This window comes from Aquibacillus salsiterrae, from assembly GCF_028416595.1.
In the GTDB taxonomy this organism is placed as follows: Bacteria; Bacillota; Bacilli; order Bacillales; family Amphibacillaceae; genus Aquibacillus_A; species Aquibacillus_A salsiterrae.
Genome location: NZ_JAMQKC010000025.1, coordinates 23,071 through 43,637, shown reverse-complemented (window position 1 = coordinate 43,637; position 20,567 = coordinate 23,071). Strand labels below are relative to the sequence as shown.

17 protein-coding genes are annotated in these 20,567 nt (G+C 38.0%); 10 read left to right on the top strand and 7 right to left on the bottom strand.

The genetic code is table 11. The annotated features are described in order from the left end of the window. The first annotated feature begins 165 nt into the window (after positions 1-165). The 4 genes from NC799_RS15980 (at position 166) to NC799_RS15965 (ending at position 6,093) form a co-directional block, all read left to right on the top strand. A complete protein-coding gene (locus NC799_RS15980; protein WP_272447441.1) occupies positions 166-1,173 on the top strand; it encodes a DUF3231 family protein in 1,008 nt (335 codons plus the stop codon). A 167-nt stretch (positions 1,174-1,340) separates the two neighbouring features. Continuing rightward, positions 1,341-1,850 carry a DUF3231 family protein gene (locus tag NC799_RS15975; protein ID WP_272447440.1) on the top strand — a complete coding sequence of 170 codons (510 nt, stop codon included), beginning with the start codon at positions 1,341-1,343 and terminating at the stop codon, positions 1,848-1,850. Between the two features lie 581 nt (positions 1,851-2,431). Further along, positions 2,432-5,617 carry an SNF2 helicase associated domain-containing protein gene (locus NC799_RS15970; RefSeq protein ID WP_417006696.1) on the top strand — a complete coding sequence of 1,062 codons (3,186 nt, stop codon included), beginning with the start codon at positions 2,432-2,434 and terminating at the stop codon, positions 5,615-5,617. A 203-nt stretch (positions 5,618-5,820) separates the two neighbouring features. Then, the gene (locus NC799_RS15965) at positions 5,821-6,093 is read left to right on the top strand and encodes a holin (protein ID WP_272447438.1); all 273 of its coding nucleotides are present in this window, start codon (positions 5,821-5,823) and stop codon (positions 6,091-6,093) included. Positions 6,094-6,181: 88 nt separating this feature from the next. Here NC799_RS15965 and NC799_RS15960 read toward each other — a convergent pair whose 3' ends face one another. Together NC799_RS15960 and NC799_RS15955 are read right to left on the bottom strand one after the other, a co-directional pair. Further along, positions 6,182-6,697 (bottom strand): DoxX family protein, encoded by a 516-nt coding sequence (locus NC799_RS15960; RefSeq protein ID WP_272447437.1) that lies wholly within the window; start codon positions 6,695-6,697, stop codon positions 6,182-6,184. Positions 6,698-6,996: 299 nt separating this feature from the next. Beyond that, positions 6,997-7,407 (bottom strand): GNAT family N-acetyltransferase, encoded by a 411-nt coding sequence (locus NC799_RS15955; protein WP_272447436.1) that lies wholly within the window; start codon positions 7,405-7,407, stop codon positions 6,997-6,999. A 115-nt stretch (positions 7,408-7,522) separates the two neighbouring features. Between NC799_RS15955 and NC799_RS15950 the strand changes: the two genes are divergently transcribed. The 3 genes from NC799_RS15950 to NC799_RS15940 all read left to right on the top strand — a co-directional run bounded on the left by NC799_RS15950 (position 7,523) and on the right by NC799_RS15940 (position 9,642). After that, a complete protein-coding gene (locus NC799_RS15950) occupies positions 7,523-7,669 on the top strand; it encodes a hypothetical protein (protein ID WP_272447435.1) in 147 nt (48 codons plus the stop codon). A 210-nt stretch (positions 7,670-7,879) separates the two neighbouring features. After that, the gene (locus tag NC799_RS15945; protein ID WP_272447434.1) at positions 7,880-8,233 is read left to right on the top strand and encodes a DnaA N-terminal domain-containing protein; all 354 of its coding nucleotides are present in this window, start codon (positions 7,880-7,882) and stop codon (positions 8,231-8,233) included. A 185-nt stretch (positions 8,234-8,418) separates the two neighbouring features. Further along, positions 8,419-9,642: a mechanosensitive ion channel family protein gene (locus NC799_RS15940; RefSeq protein WP_272447433.1), complete on the top strand. Its 1,224-nt coding sequence runs from the start codon at positions 8,419-8,421 to the stop codon at positions 9,640-9,642. An 86-nt stretch (positions 9,643-9,728) separates the two neighbouring features. Here NC799_RS15940 and NC799_RS15935 read toward each other — a convergent pair whose 3' ends face one another. After that, positions 9,729-10,583, bottom strand: coding sequence for a MurR/RpiR family transcriptional regulator (locus tag NC799_RS15935; RefSeq protein ID WP_272447432.1), 855 nt, complete (start codon positions 10,581-10,583; stop codon positions 9,729-9,731). A 464-nt stretch (positions 10,584-11,047) separates the two neighbouring features. Here NC799_RS15935 and NC799_RS15930 point away from each other — a divergent pair, with 464 nt between their 5' ends. Next, on the top strand, positions 11,048-12,391 hold the full coding sequence (locus NC799_RS15930) for a GntP family permease (protein ID WP_272447431.1): 1,344 nt from the start codon (positions 11,048-11,050) through the stop codon (positions 12,389-12,391). A gap of 207 nt (positions 12,392-12,598) precedes the next feature. Here NC799_RS15930 and ade read toward each other — a convergent pair whose 3' ends face one another. Beyond that, positions 12,599-14,359 (bottom strand): adenine deaminase, encoded by a 1,761-nt coding sequence (ade, locus tag NC799_RS15925; RefSeq protein WP_272447430.1) that lies wholly within the window; start codon positions 14,357-14,359, stop codon positions 12,599-12,601. Positions 14,360-14,792: 433 nt separating this feature from the next. On the opposite strand from ade, the gene NC799_RS15920 reads away from it, so the two are divergent. Continuing rightward, complete coding sequence (locus tag NC799_RS15920) at positions 14,793-15,521, top strand: MOSC domain-containing protein (protein ID WP_272447429.1); 729 nt, start codon at positions 14,793-14,795, stop codon at positions 15,519-15,521. A 152-nt stretch (positions 15,522-15,673) separates the two neighbouring features. Beyond that, positions 15,674-15,874, top strand: a complete 201-nt coding sequence (locus NC799_RS15915) for a YwbE family protein (RefSeq protein WP_272447428.1) — start codon at positions 15,674-15,676, stop codon at positions 15,872-15,874. Positions 15,875-16,184: 310 nt separating this feature from the next. Here NC799_RS15915 and NC799_RS15910 read toward each other — a convergent pair whose 3' ends face one another. The 3 genes from NC799_RS15910 to NC799_RS15900 all read right to left on the bottom strand — a co-directional run bounded on the left by NC799_RS15910 (position 16,185) and on the right by NC799_RS15900 (position 20,380). Continuing rightward, positions 16,185-17,498, bottom strand: coding sequence for a DUF5050 domain-containing protein (locus NC799_RS15910; protein ID WP_272447427.1), 1,314 nt, complete (start codon positions 17,496-17,498; stop codon positions 16,185-16,187). A gap of 252 nt (positions 17,499-17,750) precedes the next feature. After that, entirely contained in the window at positions 17,751-19,064 is a 1,314-nt protein-coding gene (locus NC799_RS15905; RefSeq protein ID WP_417006695.1) for a prolyl oligopeptidase family serine peptidase, read from the bottom strand. 368 nt (positions 19,065-19,432) lie between these two features. Then, positions 19,433-20,380, bottom strand: coding sequence for an Rpn family recombination-promoting nuclease/putative transposase (locus NC799_RS15900; protein ID WP_272447425.1), 948 nt, complete (start codon positions 20,378-20,380; stop codon positions 19,433-19,435). Positions 20,381-20,567: the final 187 nt, after the last annotated feature.

Here is a 20,567-nt window from a genome sequence, read left to right as displayed (position 1 = left end):
GGGCTTTTGCGTAAAATAATCAAGTAAGGTTGATTTAAGATTCCCATAAATGTACATAATAACCAAAAATCTTAAAAACAAGCCTGTTGATAAGTTTATTTATCCACAGGCTCGAAATTCAGGATAAAATAACATCGGTTATATTTACATATTAGGAGTGTTTTGATGACAAAGAATAATGACAATCGATTGACCTCCGTCGAAATAGCCAATCTTTGGGCGCAATATATGAATGATTCAATGTCTATTTGTGTAATTTCCCATATGTTGGAGCACTGCAAGGATAAAGATACAATTAAACTGCTAGAGCATTCGCTTGATCTATCTAATTCTCATATAAAAAAGATTAAACCAATGTTGAAAAAGGAAAATTACCCCATACCAAAAGGGTTCACGAAGAAGGATGTAAACAAGCATGCACCACAGCTTTTTTCGGATAACCTTATTTTAGTGTATATGCAGGTAATGGGGCTTCATGGGATGAATAGTTATTCGTTATGTATGACGACCTCCGTTCGTAAAGATCAAAGAGACTACTTTAGTGCATGTATTAACGAGGCATCAACCCTTTATGATCGTATTATCGGCTTAATGTTGAAAAAAGGAATTATAAGTAAACCACCGCACCTAAACCCACCGGATGGCGTTGAGTTTGTCGATGACCAACAATATTTAGCGGGTTGGTTTGGCAAAAAAAGGCCACTGAACGCGGTTGAAGTTAGTGGGCTTCATTATAATATTGTCAAAACTACAGTAAAGGTTGTCCTAGAACTCGCTTTTAGTCAAGTTGCGGAATCTAAGGCATTAAGATCTTATTTTCAACGCGGGGCAAAAATATGCGAAAGACAAATTAAAGAGATGAAGGAATTCCTATCTGACGACCATCTTCCTGCACCGAAAAATTGGCAATCAGAAATTACTGATTCTACCATTGCACCTTTTTCTGACAAGCTCATGTTATTTCACGTTGTAACATTAATTTCAGTTGCGATTGGATACTATGGTGCGGCGTTGTCCGTCGCCCAACGCCGTGACCTCGCCTTAAGATACACGAAGTTAATTGGAGAAATTGGATTGTACGTCGAGGATGGTGCAAGCCTGATGATCAAAAACGGCTGGCTTGAAAAACCACCAATGTTCAATGACCGAGAAGCACTAGCGGAAGAAAAATAGAAGCAGGGGGACGGATTTTTCGCTTCCTAACCATTACAATAAAACTGATAAAAACATTGCCGCTTAAGATTAAAAATTATTTTTTGGCGAATACTTACCTTAGCTCTCCCACAAAAGTTCTAAAAGGAGAATATATGAAATTCAATACAACACTAAGGAGTGTAGTTATGGGAATCTTAAGTGGTAATCCGCAAAATGAACCATTACATTATGGAGAAGTATTTTCTCTTTGGTCCTTCTTGCAAACATCGAAAGGCTATGTAGCAGCGTATCAAACACAGTTAAATCATGCAGGTGATCATGATTTGCATAAGGTATTAGAAGAATCAATTAGTCAATGCCAACAAGAGATCAAGCAAGTTGAAACTGTGCTAAAAGAAAATGGAGTAGGTTTACCTCCAACACCCCCAGAGCGTCCTAAGGCGAACGTGGAAGACATACCTGTAGGCGCAAGATTTCAGGATCAAGAAATAGCCGCATCCTTATCCATGAACATTGCAGCCGGTTTAGTTACTTGTAGTCAAATAATCGGACAATCCATTAGAGAAGATATCGCAATGCTGTTTGGGCAGTTTCATGTGGAAAAGGCAACATTAGGCGGGAAAGTATTACGTCTAAATAAAGAAAAAGGTTGGCTAATCCCTCCACCATTGCATCATAGTAAAACAGAGGAATAAAAAATAAGTCAGGCACCGGCTGTAGACACTTGTCCATGATTGGTGTCTGATTTTTTTATTCCTTTAATAATTCTGCTCCATTCGGAATGTTGTTAACATAGGGGTCTATTTTAGAGGTGGAGGGAAGCATGGTACTGCGGGAATCGTTTGGATCTTCATTTATATGATTTAGAGATGTTAACTTGCCCTTTGCTTCCTTAAATTTAAAAATAATGTTAGACTATTAAAATTATAGGTAGGAACGATTCCTGCACATGTGGTAGCGGGAAAAATATAAAAAATGCTGTGGCAGATGAGGTGAGGCATGGTGACAAGTTTTCGTGCTTCCAAAGCAGAGCGACAGAACTGTGCCTCGCTTTCTTCTTAAAAAGATACAAAAGTATAAAAAAATCCAAGCGTAACATCAGCGACAGCCACGTCAGGGCTGGTCTTATGCCTGCCTTAGTTTAGCAAGGCGCGATTTGCGCTTTTCTTAATTGTTCATCATTTCACATTAATCCGATGAAAATATTCTTGCTTTCTATGGCTAGGTAATAGAGTAACACGTTAATGAGTTGGAGCAAAAGGAGGCAATCTTGCATATGAATTTGAATAAGAAAGTTATCCAAGAGCGGTGTGGGGTTGTCTCTTATAAAAAAGGGGATGCTTTTTATCGGAAAGGTAAAGTGGTGGTGGAAAAAGTAACTAATGATTCCTTGCGAGCTACCGTTAAAGGGATGGAAGACTTTCATGTCAAAATCGAGAAAAGTAATAATGGATACACAGCGACTTGTAGTTGTCCATCGCTAGCTTCTTTTCAAAAGGATTGCCAGCATATTGCAGCCGTATTCATTGCTTGGCAGAAACATGAAGAGGAGAACAATCACCAGTTGATTGTCGAGCCTGATTATACGACAGGTGGGGAACTTTCTGATGGATTACTTCAACTATTTCAGAAGCCTACTACTAATAGCGGTCAGCAAGTTCATTTTGAAAATAGACAAGTCCTTGCAATCACTTTTGTTTGTAAAGTGATTGGAATCGGTAAAGAAAAGATGATGTTAGGCATGGAAATCCGATTGCCTTCCCGTCAAACAGTAGTTATTCGTGAATTTCTTGAAAATGTAAGAGAGGCTAACGCGCATGTCATCGATCAGGACTTGGTATATGATCCAACGCACCATTGTTTTAACGAAGAAACGAATGTCATTATCAAAGAGCTACTTCTAATTATGCTTGATGAAAAAATGTATCAACGGGCAATGCCCACAAGTAATAAGGGTGAAAATAAACAGGTTCTACTTATTCCTGCTTCTGCCTGGAAGAGGTTAGAACCATTGTTGGCACGTGCGCCCGAAGGATGGTTGCAACCGGATCAGCAGCTTTTTCCTTTTCAGTTAGTGGATGAACCATTACCATTAACATTCGAGTTTACAGGGAACAAACAAACTGGATATAGCCTATTCATTAACGGCCTAAATGACATGGTGGTATTAAAAGAGTATGACACTGTTTTATATGATGGGAAAATGGTTGGGATAAACAGAGGAGAAGTAGAACGTCTCTTTGAATTAAAGCGGATGATGGATCATTCAGGCTCAAACGAAATTCCAATCGCCACACACCAATTAAAGTATTTCATGGAAAAGCTGGTACCTTCTCTAAGAAAAATGGGCGAGGTTCATTTAGCAGGAGAAATGACCAATGAGTTACAAAAAACACCGCTTCAGGCAAAACTGTACGTGGACCGAGTGCACAATCGCTTACTTGCAGGGCTCGAATTTCATTATGAAAATGTGGTCATTAATCCACTCGACCAGCGCAGCATTCAGGTAGGCTCGTTGATTATTAGGGATATAGAGAAGGAAGAAAAAATTCTGCTATTAATGAAAGAAAGTGAGTTTAGCCAAACTGATAGTGGTTATATTCTCCAAAATGAAGCGTTAGAATATAACTTTTTATACCATCAGTTACCGAAATTGCAGAAGCTTACAAATGTATATGCAACAACTGCAGTTAGAATACGAATAGCACCTAAAAGTAAGTTTCCTAAAATAAAAGTAAAGCATAAAAAGGAGCGCACGAATTGGCTTGATTTTACCTTCGAGATGGATGGGGTAAAGGAACAAGAAATCAAGGAAGTGTTAGCTGCATTAGAAGAAAAACGGAAATATTACCGCTTGAAGGATGGTGCACTGTTGTCCTTGGAGACGAAGGAAATGGACGAGATTAAGAGATTTTTGCAGGCTATTCCTAGCAATGAATGGGAGAAACAGTTGGAAGTCAAGGTCGTAGAAGGGCTGCGGATCCTTAATCAGATGGGGGATAGTGATGTAATAACACTTGAAAAATCCTTTCGCACGTTTTTGTCTACCATTCAGCAGCCGGAACAATTAGAGTTTAGCGTTCCAGAGCGGTTAAAAGACACGTTGCATCCTTATCAGAAAGATGGATTTAAATGGTTGAAGTCTCTTGCTAGCTATGGCTTTGGTGGGATTCTAGCTGATGACATGGGGCTCGGGAAGACGATTCAAAGTATTGCGTTTATTCTATCGGAACTGTCTACCATTCGTCCGGATAAGCAACCGGCTCTGATAGTCTGTCCGTCGTCCGTAACCTATAATTGGCAAAAGGAAATGACGAAATTTGCACCAGAGCTAGAGACACTAATTGTGGACGGTACGAAGGCAGAGCGACTGAAACTTGTGCAAACATGGACAGATTTTGACGTGATCATCACGAGCTATCCACTATTACGGAGTGATATCAAAAGCTACGAGGGCATGAAATTTCATGTTGTATTTTTTGATGAAGCACAAGTATTTAAAAATCCATTAACGCAAACAGCTCGTGTCGTAAAAAAAATCGAGGCGAATCATCGGTTTGCTCTAACAGGTACACCAATGGAAAATGCACTCGAGGAGCTTTGGGCAATCTTTCATGTTGTTTTTCCTGAATTGTTCCTTGGGTTACAGGAATTTAGTGAATTAACGAATAAACAAATTGCTCGAAGAATTCGCCCATTTATGTTAAGAAGGGTTAAGGAAGATGTACTAGGTCAGTTGCCTGAGAAAAGGGAAACAATCGATTATGCGGAGCTACTTCCTGACCAAAAGAAGCTGTACAGTAGCTATTTGGCCAAGCTGCGCCATGATACGTTTAAACATTTAGACCAGGAGACAATTAGGAAAAATAAAATCAAAATACTTGCTGGTTTAACTCGTCTTCGTCAATTATGCTGTCACCCAGCCTTGTTTGTTGACGGTTATCAAGGAAGCTCCGCCAAATTTGAACAACTGAAGAGCATCATCGAACAATCAAGGCTGGCTGGTAGACGTGTGTTGGTTTTTTCCCAATTCACAAAGATGTTACAGCTGATTGGGCAAGAATTAGCTTACCAAGGACTACCATATTTTTATTTAGATGGACAAACCGGAGCAGAAGAAAGAGTAGAACTATGCGAGCGATATAATCAAGGGGAGCGCGATATTTTTCTTATTTCTTTAAAAGCAGGTGGAACAGGACTAAATCTAACTGGTGCAGATACCGTTATTTTTTATGATAGCTGGTGGAATCCTGCCGTTGAAGAGCAAGCGGCAGACCGCGCCCACCGGATTGGTCAGAAACGCGCTGTTCAAGTGATTAAACTTGTGGCCAAAGGGACAATTGAGGAAAAAATGAATGTATTGCAAGAGAAAAAACGTCATTTAATTGAAGAAATTATTGATCCAAATGATAACCAAATAGAGATACTAACTGAAGAAGATATCCGAGAATTATTGAGTTAGTGGAAGCGCGGGGATGATTTCTGTGCTTCCTCATACATAACAAAGTAGCCTGACTAACGGCGCGACAAACTAATATTGGTAAAGTTAAAAACAATCCCTCAAATCCTCGAGTTAGGGTGATGGCATACAGGAGATGCTAAGTAATCTTAAAAAATTGTCATTACACACCTTATAAAATCGTACACTTTTGTGAGGTGATAATCATGGAACAGGTGTTATCTTTTGCAACTGTTTTAACGCCAATTGTTTCTGCGCTTGTACAGTTAGTGAAAAAAACAGTGACCGTGAAGAAAAATTATCTCCCTCTAGGTAGTTTTCTGATTGGAATTGTGCTTGGTATCCTTGCCTATCCATTTGCAGACCTAGCACTCGTCCCGAGAATATGGGCAGGCGGAGTTGCGGGGTTAGCAGCTACAGGGTTGTTCGAGCTCGTGACAAAAAGAGAGGGTTCTTCGAAAGATAAGAAAATCTCTTGACTATTGAAACAGTCAAATACTAAAATCAAGGCACCATCAAAAGACCGTTGTCTTATTGATGGTGCCTTGATTATCTATATTTTTACATTTAGGCCTCTACAGTTTTTTTAGTTGTTTCTTTGTGAGTGATTTTCTTGTATTGTACTTTAAGGTATGGCATTGCATAACGATCTAAACCAAATTTACCAGCGTTTGCGCCAGCTACTAGAACGAAGATGCCAAGTAAAATCATTTGACCGTTTGTGCTGACTGTACCACTAAACAGGAACGCGAAGTTCATTGTCATGCCCATTAGTACGGCGAAATTAGTGAAAAGACCTAAGATTAACGCCATCCCGACTAGTACTTCGCCCCACATAACTAGGAAAGAGAAAAGACCTGCATTTGGAAGAGCAACGTTTTCTAAAAATGTAGCCCACCAGCCTTGGACAGCAGGGTTCTCACCAGTTGATTGAGCAATTGCTCCGTTTAGGAAGCCACTTGCATCAAAACCGCCCCCAGTAATTTTCCCCCAACCACCAGTAATCCAAGAATAACCAAGATAAATTCGAATAACAGCTAATACACCAGCAACGACATTGTTTCTTCTTAATAATTCTAACATGTTCAACATCTCCTTTTTTATTGTTCATCATTTCACATGATGTTTTGTGACTAAGCGTTGTTTGTTGTCTATGGGTGTATAATAACACGATAAAGAAGTATCCAAAATATGTTTGTGCACTCATTCACAAACAAGTAACAATGGTATGACTTTTTTGTGAAAAAACATAAAAAAGATTGACATAATGTTAACGACGGTGCTGAATCAGATGTAGGGAGCTCAAGTCGGTATAACGAGGAGACGTTCTCTTACTTTGTAAATCAAAGCAAGGAAGCGAAAGAACCGCCCCCATGCTTCCCTTATCGGGTTCTTGCTATTTTAAAGCCGTTGTCTATTTTCTCAAACCCAATTTTCGGGTAATACTCCATTGCGGTGGGTGAGGCTAATAAGATCAGAGCAACTTCTTCCCCGATGTTCTCCCGAAGCATATCAACAAGTGTTTCCCCGATTCCTTGCTGTTGATAATCACGATGAATAGCTAAATCAGATAAATAGCAACAATAGCAATAATCAGTAATAGCACGGGCAATCCCAATTAATTTATCATTAGCCCAAGCTGTAAGGGTAATATCAGCATTATCTATCATTTTTTTTAATCGGTTTAAGTCTTCTGAAGGTCTGTTTATCCCCGAACTCTTAAATAAAATGGATAGTTCTTTTTCATTTACCGGTGCATTGTGCTTATATGTGACATTTTTCGTATGATACATCTCTTTTTCCTCCCAAAAATAATGATTATCCTGATTATAAATGGTAACTGACATTGTTGTAAGTGCCAGTTCTGATATAATTTATAATGCCAGTTTGAAATGTAGGAGGATTTTTATGTTGGAAATAACACCTACCTTTGAAGAAAAGGGAGATCCATTATATATACAACTTTATTCGTTTCTTAAAGAAGAGATACAAAGTGGCAATATTAAAACAGGTGAAGGGATTTTGTTATTTAAAGAAGCCTGGTTTGAAAAGTGATTGTAATTAGAATGTGTTAAAATAAATGGTGCAGACTTGTAATCAGGGTGAAGTGGCAAAAATGATTAAAAGGCAATTTGCTTTGTAGTAGTATAGGAATTGGGACTTGGCGACTAAAATCAATGTTTTATTAAACACTCTTCTTTGAAAATCATTTCATTTTAGTCTTCCAAAAAAACAATAGGTTTGAAATCAAAAGGATGATGAATCGTGAGTAGTGAATTGTGGTCAGAAGTTCTAGATAAGTTAAAAGGAAAATTAAACAAACCTTCGTTCGAGACATGGTTTTTCGAGACAACTGCTGACATAAAAAATGATGTCATCACTGTTAAAGCAAAAAATACTTTTAGTAAAGAATGGTTAGAGCATAGATATAAATCTGTTATATTTGAGGCTCTTCGAGAAGTATCTGGACAGACTTTTGAGATAGAATTTGTATCAAGTGAAACCAAAGTTCAGTATGTACCGCTTACACACCAAGAATATACAGACTTACACGAACAAATGAAGACGCTTGAAAGGCGAGTCGAGGCACTAGAGCAACAGTTAAACCAAGAAGACTGAAAAAATAGTTAAGATAAGCGCAGGGATGGTTCTTGGCCTCCAACAGTAAAACGAGGCGTGGATAAGTCCCTTTTGCTTCTTAATTAAAAATGTAAAATGGGTAATGGGTATATACCTAAAGGGAACGTCGTGTTAGGGTGAAAGGGTCCCTTGTATGGGGAGGAGATCTGAACGGGAGTGGGAAAATGGAATTTATTCGGAATCAACTTGTAGAATATGGGATGGATCCTGTCGTTTCTAAGTATCTTGCTATATTTTTGATCATCCTATTTATCGTGCTTATTTCTATCATAGCAAATATTATTACGAAAAAGATAGTGATGAGGCTTCTCACTCACATCATTATTAATAATAAGTTCAAGTGGGATGACATGCTTTTGGAAAGAAAGGTTTTTCAAAAGCTATCGCATATTGTTCCTGCCATTATTATCTATTTGTTTGCTTCCACCTTTCCAACCTATCAATACCTAATAGGGAAGGGAGCGATAGCTTATCTCATCATTGTAGGCTTAATGGTCATGAATAGTTTACTAAATGCGATAAATGATATTTATCAAACGTTTGATATATCCAAGGTTAAGCCGATAAAGGGATATATCCAGGTGGTAAAGATTATAGTGTTCATCCTCGGTGGGGTTATTATAATTGGGAATCTACTGGGAGAAAGTCCTTTTATACTTCTCAGTGGTGTCGGTGCATTGTCAGCTGTGCTCATGTTAATCTTTAAAGATTCTATACTAGGCCTTGTAGCGGGGGTTCAATTAACTGCCAACGATATGGTTCGTGTGGGTGACTGGATTGAAATGCCAAAATACGGGGCAGATGGAGACGTGATTGATATTTCTTTACATACAGTAAAGGTCCAAAATTGGGATATGACAATTACGATGATACCGAGTTATGCCCTTATTTCAGATTCTTTTAAAAACTGGAGAGGGATGCAGACTGCTGGCGGACGTCGGATTATGCGGTCTTTACTTATTGATACAAATAGTATCACGTTTTGCTCAGAGGAAATGATTGAAAATTATAAAAAAATCCACTACCTTCACGACTATATAACCAATAAGGAAAATGAAATTGCTGCATACAATACGGAGAGAAATGTTAATAAGGAAAATCGAGTAAATGGACGTGCGTTAACGAATGTCGGTGTTTTTAGAGCTTATATTAGCCATTATCTCCAACAACATCCTGGAATTCGTCAGGACATGATTCTGATGGTTAGACAGCTAGCACCAAGTGAAAATGGTTTGCCAATTGAAATATATGCCTTCACCAATGACATTAGATGGGCTGTGTATGAATCCATCCAATCAGATATATTTGACCATCTCCTTGCAATTGCACCGGAATTTGGTCTTCAATTATTCCAGAGTCCTTCTGGGAGAGATTTTAAAAAAATCTAAAAGGAAGCGGGGGACATGTCCCTTTTGCTTCCCCCATAGTGGGCAGCCCTCTATAACTTTCCCCTTTAACTTACTTCTTTGATTTGTCAAATTCGCTTAACTGAGATAGCTTCTCGCATCTTTTTTAGAGCTTCTTGACCCTTATCTCCAAGTTTTAACAAAATATTCACGTATAGAACATCAATAAGTGTCATTTGAGCAATTCTTGATGAAATTGCTTCCGAACGAAACTCAGTTTCACTTGATACAGTAAATAATGGAATATTCACTGCAGCACTAAGAGGTGTTTTTGCAAAGTTGGTAATAGCTACTGTCTTTGCCCCGGTTGATTTAATAATATTTAACAGGTGAAGTATATCCTTTGAAGAGCCAGAGTGAGATATGAAAATTGCGCAATCTTTTTCACTCATTTGAGATGCTACCATTAATTGCATGTGTGTGTCACTCACCGCATGGACCCTTAAACCTGTTCGTATTAATTTGTGATAGGCATCTAACGCAATAATATTTGATCCCCCACTACCAAAAAAATGTACAGAATCTGCCGAAATTATAGTGTTTACAGCTTGTTGTAATTGTTCTTCATCAAAAACAGCTAATGTATCTTCCAACGTTTTGATATGGGTGTTAAAGACCTTGGTTGTTATTGTATCCAGTGTATCATCTTTATCAACATTTTCGTGAACATCCTGAAGCGGAGTCACTATTTCAGAAGCAAGTGCGATTTTCATTGCTTGGTAGCCTTTATACCCAATGCGTTTACAGAATCGAAAAACGGATGAATCTGCAACATTTAAATCCTCTGCTAATTGATTAATGGAAGAATGAATAATTTTCGATGGGTGTTGAAGAATATAATCGGCTATTTTTCTCTCGGTTACACTAAATCTAGGATAAAGTCTGCGAACCTTTACTAGACAAGGTTGATCATCTTTTTTCATAGTAATCTCTCCTGATTGGACTTTCTTTTATTATACAAAAATATCATCTAAGAAAAAATATTTTTCCGTAAACGGTTGCAAAAAGAAATTTTTTTCTTATAATTAAAAAGTAAGAAAATTTATTTCATACAATGAAGCAAAATAAGATCAGTTGCTTGTGCCATGGTGGTTGGTCAAAAAATGAATCTATCTTTTACGACCCTGTTAATAACAGGGCTCAATCGGGCGTTAATGGCGGGCTTTGACTACCGTTTGGCACTTAACAGGGCTCAATCGGGCGTTAATGGCGGGCTTTGACTACCGTTTGGCCGCTAACAGGGCTCAATCGGGCGTTAATGTATAGGGGGATGAAAAGACCAAGAAGTACAAAAGCTAACAAAAAAATCAGTAGGTCATTTTCCGGGCTATTTGAACAACTTACAAAATGGATAAAATTTTCACAACTAGAAAGGTAGTGAAACAATATGTCAGATCAAATGTTAATTCTTGTTGCATTAGCAGGTATTTTTCTTCTTTTATTTTTAGTTATTCGTACAAAATTACATGCATTTGTTTCGTTGTTATTAGTTAGTTTAATTGTTGGGATTCTTGCAGGAATGCCTTTAAATGACGTTGTTGCTTCGATGCAAAGTGGGATGGGTGGAACGTTAGGGTTTGTAGCGGTTGTTGTAGGACTTGGTGCAATGTTTGGCCAAATGCTAGAAGTATCTGGTGGGGCTGAACGTTTAGCGCAAACACTTATTAAAAAGTTTGGTGAAGATAAAGCACAGTGGGCTCTAGGAGTAACCGGTTTCTTAGTAGCCATTCCGGTATTTTTCGATGTTGGATTTATCATTTTAGTACCGATTGTTTATGGATTAGCTAAAAAGACAGGCAAATCATTGCTTTTTTATGGAATTCCGTTGTTGGCGGGATTGGCAGTAACGCATAGTTTTATTCCTCCTACTCCTGGACCAATTGCAGTAGCGGATTTGATTGGTGCGGATTTAGGTTGGGTCATTTTGTTTGGTGCAATTGCTGGGTTGCCTGCGATGATAATCGCTGGTCCACTATTTGCAAAATATATCTCTAAAAAATTGCATGTTCTTGTACCTGAGTATATGAATTTAGAAGAAATTGAATACGATAAAGAATTGCCAAGCTTCGGTCTTATTGCTTCGTTAATCTCTATTCCGTTAATCCTGATTTTATTAAATACGCTTTCTGGTGTTTTGTTAGAAGAAGGAAATATGGCTCGACAAATTCTAACTTTCTTAGGGCACCCATTTGTAGCGTTAACAATTGCGACAATTTTAACTTTTGTTTTCCTTGGTACAAAACGTGGATACTCACGTCAAGAAGTACAAGATATTGCTACGAAAGCATTGGAACCAGCTGGTATCATCATCCTTGTCACAGGAGCAGGTGGGGTATTTAAACAAGTTTTAATTGATTCTGGAGTTGGTCAAGTGTTAGGAGATATGATGGCAGGATCTCCATTACCTCCAATTGTACTGGCGTTTTTGATTGCCACTGTCGTTCGAGTTGCACAAGGGTCTGCAACCGTTTCGATGGTAACTGCAGCAGGATTAATGGCACCACTGATTTCAATCTTAGCATTAGATGGTCCAGTACTGGGGCTGATCGTAATTGCCATTGCTTCCGGTGCAACCGTTCTATCACACGTTAACGATTCAGGCTTTTGGTTAGTTGGACGATACTTTGGTTTAAGTGTTAAAGATACATTAAAAACATGGACGGTTATGGAAACTTTGATTGGTCTAGTTGGTTTTACTGTAGTGTTTATCCTCGGCATATTTATTGGATAAGGAAGAAGAGGTCAGGCACCATTCATGGACTATTGTCCACAAGTGGTACCTGATAATAATTTCAACAATAGGTACATATTTTGATATAGTGCAAGCTGTTTTGAACATCATCTAATTGGTTTTGTAACCTATTCTAAAATTGCTTAACGATAAAGTAGAACGTATGGGGTACTAGGCGCCATCCATCCATGGATGGTGCCACCCTAACTAAATTAATTTAAATTCAACAACATCCACAATTCCTCGATTAGAGATTCTTATATCGGGAATTACGGTTAAAGCAATCAATGAAAACGTCATAAAAGGAGCATTCATAGTACAACCTAATTCATTCCATCTCTCATCAAGTCTTTTAACCTCTTTGACTACTTTTTCTAATGGTTGATCAGACATCAGACCTGCAATTGGCATTCTTACAAAGCCTAATACGTCACCGTCCTTCACCACAATCATTCCCCCGCCAGTTTCAACTAACTTGTTAGCTGCAAAAGCCATATCTGTTTCATTAGTTCCCATCACAAGCAAGTTGTGGCTATCGTGAGCGACTGTAGATGCTACTGCTCCGCCTTTTAACTGAAATCCTTTAGCAAAACCGAGAGAAATTTGTCCACTTTGATGGTGGCGATCAATACATGCAAGTGTGATAATGTCATTGGCGATGTCTGGTTGGATAATACCATCGTTTACTTGTAATTCAACCTGTATCTTTTCTGTCCGTGCGCTATTTTCGATTACTTTAATTACATTTACTTTCGTAGATCCAATATTTGCTCGTGACTTTAATAAAAAATGATCTCGATTAAGTGTTTTGCCTACTTTTACAGAGTCAAGAATGTGTGGAGGATATGTGAAGGTAGGGTAATCAATTATAATTTTATTTTTCTTAACAACAACTTTACCATCTGAAATCACCGTTTCAGGTTCTACCTTGGATAAATCTTTCATTATAATTAAATCTGCTTTTCTTCCAAGAGCAATACTTCCAATATCATGATCGAGATTGAAGTATCTTGCTACATTAATAGTGGCCATTTGAATAGCGTCAATAGGTCTGACACCTTCCTCGATGGCTCGACGCACCACATGATTGACATGCCCCTTATCTACCAAAGTATTTGGATACACGTCATCCGTTACTAATAATATGTTATCAATCCTAACCTTATCTTCTGTAACGATTTTTATGACTTCCTTAACGTCACACCAGGTAGAGCCTTCACGTATCATCACGTACACCCCTAAACGTAATTTTTCCAACCCTTGTTCACGGGTAACTGTTTCATGACAGGAAGTAACTCCTGAAGCTATATAAGCTTGAAGCATTTGATCTGTTCCATCTGGAAAGTGACCTGTGATCGTTTTCTTGGCTTTTAATGTAGCTTCAATTTCACCTAGCATTTTGGCATCGCCATTAATGACACCTGGAAAATTCATAACCTCACCAAGTCCAATTACGTTTTCCCATGTTAAGCCTTCTTGGATCTGTGCTACATCTAAAGATGCTCCTGCATCTTCTAAATCGTCAGTCGCTGGAACACAAGAGGGGAAAGTGGTAAAAACTTTAAGAGGTAATCTTTGCCCTTCTTCATGCATTAACCGAACACCTTCTACACCAAATACATTAGCAATTTCGTGTGGATCCATCATAATACTAGTTATTCCTTTAATTAGTGCTACTTTTGAAAATTCAGTAACGGAAAGCATCGTGCTCTCCACGTGCATGTGGCCATCAATCAACCCGGGTGAGATATACTTTCCTTCTGCATTAATTATTTCTGTAGAAGGACCTATTGTGTGTTCAGCATTACCAATATAAGCTATCCAACCTTTGCTAATCGCTATATCTTGGTCCTTTATTAATTCACCAGTCAGCACATTTACTATCGTACCATGCTTTACTACTAGATCTGCCTTTATTGCTCCTAAAGCAACCTTCATAATGTGTCTATTTACTTGGTGCAAATCCATGTCCTAATCACATCCTTATCAACAGATTAATCTTCTACGGTAAGTTAACTCGTCAATCTTTCTAACAAGTATAGAAAGATTTTTGTATATACTAAAGGAACGCGCAAAAGATGTCATTGGTTTAATTGTACAAAATCAATAATATTATTTAGATAAAATGTCTACTTAGGTAAAAGTGACTTGATGACGTGAAGGGTAAAAGTGGTTTGGTATATGAAAGAATTTAGAAAAATAGATAAGGCTTTATTCCGTGTGAACATGATCATCTAGATATTATTAACTTAATCTCTAAATTGTTTTAGGGTTTTAGGGCTATGTACCGAAGTGAGGTGTGTCAATTCTAGTCTGGAGAATCGAGACTCCATATAGTAGAGTTAACTAATGCTTTTTGTTAAACTTATTGTATGATGAAATTCATATTGAGGTGGATGAAATGTTAATCGGTCATATAAAAGAAATTGTTCGTCATCCAGTAAAGTCTTTCCGTGGTGAAAGTGTACAACAAACTAAAATTATGGACTATGGTTTATACGGAGATCGTAGTCATGCTTATTTAGATGAAACAAAAAAAGGTGACTTTTTAACAATTACACAATTTCAAGAAATGGTCCGCTACCAAGCAAGATTTGTAGGGGAAGATTCGATGCATGAATATCCCAAAACGGAGGTAATTACACCTGATGGTGAGGTTTTTGATTGGGATAATGAACAATTAATTAAAGAACTGGAAACTAAATCAAAACGGCAAATAACTACGATTAAGTATAAACCTTCCTATGTACCAATTGGACCTATTGCAGTGGAGCACGTTCTACTTGCAACAGATGCATCATTAGCTAAAATAGAAGAGTTGTGGGGACAAGAGGAAGTGGATGCACGACGTTTTCGCCCTAATTTAATGATTTCATTAATCGAAAAGAAACCTTTTATTGAGGACGAATGGATTGGCCGCCGGATTAAAATAGGTAGTGAAGTAGAAATGGAGTTTGTAGGGCATTGTAAAAGATGCATGATTATAACTGTTAATCCTGATAACGCTGAACGAGATTCAAGTCTACATAAAACAGTTATTAAAGAAAATAACAATAACTTCGGCATTTATGCTTCAGTAATAAAAACTGGTGACATTCATGTGGGTGATGAAATACAGTTTTTGGATTAAAATATATTCATAAACAAGATTACCCACTTGGGCATGGGGGTACCATTAACTGACACATGTCCACTTGAGGTACCCTCATGTTCCAAACACTAGTGGACTGAAATATCAGTTATAACTAGAATATATATAAGACACAAAAAAGGATGAATAGCATGGATGGAAAAAATAGAAAGAATATACAAATTGGATGCACAGTAGATATCGTCTTAAAGAAAGATCAGAGATCAGGAAATCTTACTAGAGGAGAAGTGAAAGATATCTTAACTAATTCTCCAACACATCCCCACGGAATTAAAGTCCGCCTAAAGGATGGACAAGTTGGCAGAGTTCAAAATATCGTAACGGAAAGGTAGTAAGATAAGGGGGGAGGAACCATTGTGGATATTCGTCCATATAAGCTCAACTCCCGCAGCGGTGGGTTCCGAGTGTACTGGCACGCTTTTCAATGGTACCCCTTATCTCTTATACAGAAAGCGTTTCTACTATGCCCTGATGGGCTAGGCACTGTAACTAGAAGCTCCTTTACATATTCAAATTTTTGAGCTTGAGGCACCACAAATCTTCAATTTATCAGTGATACTTGACATCCCTTCTATTCCACGTCCAAAGACGTTATTCAACCTGCGTGGGCTTTCTCGTTCAGCAATCTGTAACCCTCTTAATTTAATACACAAATTCCCCTGCCGTCCCATCAACTCGCATTCGATACAGCTTTTCACCGTTATAATTTATTCTGAAATACAACCAGTCACCAACAATGTTGATAAGACCTCCATAACCATAAACAGGCGTTAATTTTATCTGCTCAGGCGAGTCTGTTGGCGTTTTATAGAGATCACTATAGCCATAGTAAATCATATTATTATCCACATTTAAGGAATTGGGATTACTGTACTCTGCCTCAAAAGAAGTTGGATCCGTACCGTCCCACTTCACCCGCCAAATTCCGGGCATCGTTTGATTAACAAAATACAACCAATCCCCCTCAATAATAAGCTGTCTTGCGCCATATTCTGTCACTTGTATTCGTTGTGTTCCGTCAGGTTTAATTTTAAATATTTTTAAGTTTTGATTTTGCAATGTGTAGAAAATCCAATCCTCTGTTGCATACATCTCTTCAACAAGGGCATCATTGCCTAGTTGCGTCTTTCCAGTTCCATCGGTTTTGATTTTAAATAATTTATACTGCTCACTCTGAGTCACATAATAAATCCAATCGCCAACAACTGATATTACTGTTGCAGAATGCTGATCATCAATTCTTGTTTTTTGTGTACCATCTGTACGGACTTTGTACATTTTAGCCTGGTCTGATTGATTAATATAGTAGATCCAATCACCTACAACGTTAATGTACAACGAACGATCACTAGCCAATAATTGCTTACCCGTTCCATCAAGTCTCATTTTATATAACTTATATCCTTGACTAATATTGCTAAAGTAAACCCAATCCCCTTGAAGGGCTGCAATCCCCCAGTTTGCAATATTACCGGAGCTGTTACCACGGGAAACGATTGGCTGATTTATCGTGATCAATTCTTTTAACCGCTCATTTTCAGCTTGTAGTTGTTGAACTTCACTTTGAAGCTCTTGATAATTAGATTCTACTGTTAGTAGTTGTTGCTGATCATTCCATCTAACTGTAGCACCAACTCTTCGAAACTCTGCGATTGGAACATAAACATAAGGATACTGTGCATTCTCCGGTTTAAAATTTAACACAGGATATAGTCCCGTATTAATATCTTCCCCATTAACCAAAATAGGTCGGTCAACGGTATAGGCAGTTACCGGTTTATATTCCAATTGACGTAAATCACTAGCAATAGGAACTATCAATTGTTGACCAATAACAGGAGGTCTGTTTTCCATCCTGTTTATTTTAATGAGCTGTTCAACTGGAACACCATAAGTATTAGCAATTGTGGTAAGAGATTCTCCAGGTTGAACAAGATGATATCCTCTAATTTGCATGCATACCAATCCCTTACTAAAAATTCAATCATTATATAATATTCCACCGAGCCCATATGGTGCATTAAATCTTAGGGTAAAGTAATAAAGATAGTGTTTTCTGTATGGTATCTTATGGACAAGATGGTAGAGTTCAATAAATAATAACTGAAAAAGAGTTAGTTAAGGGAATTGGTATATCCATGGACAAGTTCTATTAGTGTGCCTGATCTTTTTGCTTAGTCAATCGCCTTACTACCATCGGACGCTGGCTTATTGGTTGGCTAGCCATTCCATGATGGTGGTTGCTTTTCCTGTGATTGTTGTTTTAGGGACATTGTTGAACAGATAGGTCCAGGAAAAATGTCCATTATATTCACAAGGGATTCCGTCTGGATTGTTATATAACCCAGAGGTATCGACAACATTGTCAAATAACGATAGTTGAATATTTTGGCCACCCGCTTGAATCATTCTTTCATAGGTTGGGATTACGTTTTCTGCTGGTGGTAGGATTGGATCATTTGCAGCAGCGACAAACCAGGTTGGGGTTTTAATCATATTGAAAATATCGTCATCCGAAATAAGATCATCATTTAGCCCTTCACAAACTGGGAATGCTGCGGCGAAATATCTTGGGTAGTCGCGGATCAAGAGCATGGTCATGTATCCTCCGTTTGAAGCACCGCCGACATAAATTCGATTTGGGTCAATGTCCGGATGCTTAGCTACGTAATCTCGGATTAGTGCCATTAGAGATTCCTCGTAAATGGAAGTGCCATCTGCAAAGCCTACTTCACCGTCCATCCAAAAAGTAGGTGTTTGTGGGACTAAAACATATGCTTCATCAAAATAGGCTTGTGTTTCATCCGTTGCAAAGCTCACTGCCTTGTTTGCTGATAGTGGTAAAGTTGGATCTGTTCCACCTTCACCCGCTCCATGCAGCCATACGATGAGTGGGTGGTCTGCTTTGTCTTTTTTTGGTGCAAAATCGGCGTAGGTTAACGTTTGATCCTGATATGTGAAGGTTCCAGTTGAAAAATCATCGACGAGTTCTTTAATTTCTCCAGCAAGCTGATTGATGACTATTCCGGATAAGGTACACGCATGGGTTTGGATATCTTTTACTTGGGTAATTGTGTACTGGTAGTCAACCCAGTCATTATAGCCCGTACTAATTTGGTAATTGAGTGCATTTCCTAATGAATTGTCAGGCTTTGGTCCAATCCCCATCTCTAGAACAGCATATTTTCCTGATCCATTTTTCTTGCGGTTACCATCTTGATCAGAAACGAAAGCCTTGGTTACGGTCCTATATCCAGCTTGCAAAAATGGATCTGCCAACCTTTTATCACTTTTGCTTACAAAAACTTCAAACGTATCTTTGCTAATCGAATTGACAGGAACAGGCTTATCTAGCTCAATGATCACCTTCGTAATAACTGCTCCCCAATCTTTTATCTCAATAACTGTTCGATATTTGTTTTTCAAAGCAGGTTCCTCCTTTGCTGAAATGATGGTACTAAAAGAGAGCACTGACGCAAATGACAACAATAAGATGAGCAAACGTTTTCCAGGTTTATTCAATTTTGTTTCCCTCCAATAAGAACGCGTATAAGTCGTAATTCACGTCACTCGCTATTTGTAAGTATTTGCATGAATAGAATAACATGCTTTACGTGTCAGATGGATCATCTATTGATAGTCTTATTAAGACAAAATACGACCTTGAACTAATTTTATGGAATATAAACCATTTGTTTTTCCTCATTATTTGCAAAATTTCGGCTCTTAATTTTTTGATAGTTCTACCGGAATTTTAAATAGTCAATGGAGTATAGTAGTGAAGCGACATACATGTGCTGTTCGTTGGAAGGATAGTAATCAGGCGATAAATCATTCTTTGAAATAACTGTGTAGAAATGGTTATCCACACAGTTATTTTGTCAATTCTTTTACATTTCTTCTGCTATTTTCTTCACCTCATTGATTGATAAGGTGACGTATTTTGCCACAAGCTCGACAGACATTCCTTCTTCAAGCATATTTCGGGCTACAGATTTTTTTCCTTTTTCTTCCCCTTCTTTTCGAAAAATCACTTCCAATTCTGCCCAAGACAACGGTAGGTTTTCCTTGTCAATATAAACCATTTGTTTTCCCTCCTTTGTTTGCAAAATTTCGTCTCTCAATTTTTTTGATAGTTCTACCGGAATTTGTAGTAAATAATCAATGAAGTATAGTAGTGAAGCGATATACATGCGCTGTTCGTTGGAAGGATAGTGTGCCTTTTGTAAAATCATTTTGAAAAGCTTGTATTTAAATCGATACCGCTTCTCATCGTTATTTCTTGTTTGATTCGCATATTGGGCAGCCAGTATCGCAATGGCAAAGGGATTAGCTGACTCCATTAATTCACTTTCTTTGAAATCAGTAAACTTGAACATATTGTATGTGTACGTAAGTGATGTTCCGTGAAACGAGTAGTGGTAAGTGTCTGGCCTATAGCTGTTTGAAGTGTCGGTTATTAATGCTATCGTTACAATGTCTTTGTTGAACTTATCATAGATCCGGTAATAATAACGAAACATTCGTTTAGCAAAATCAGGATCCGCGTTGCCCTGTACTTCAATATGAACAAGGATCCATTTCTCTTTTCCATCCTTTAAGTACACCTTCACAATTTGGTCTGCAATGCTCTTTCCTCTTCTATCATCAATCACCTCACGAAAAAGCTCCTGTTGTAAAAACTCAGGTTTCACCGAGAAATCGATGTCTTCCGATAGGCTTGGAACAAAAAACAGGATAAATTCCTCAAATAATTCGTGAATCATCTTCTTCCATAGACCATCATAATCTGTTCCACCATATTCAGCGGGCCTCTCCAACACGATATTTATTGCCATTATTTTATCACACCCTTTATCTTTTGTTAAATCCATTATACCACAAAATAGAACATTTGTTCTAGCGCTAACTTTATTATTTGTATAACTTTTATAGACTATAGAATGAGCTTGGAGTACGCACCATCCGTGCAGTTCTGATAAATGATGTCCGTCATAGGTAGGTGTGATTTTAAGAATTAAATCC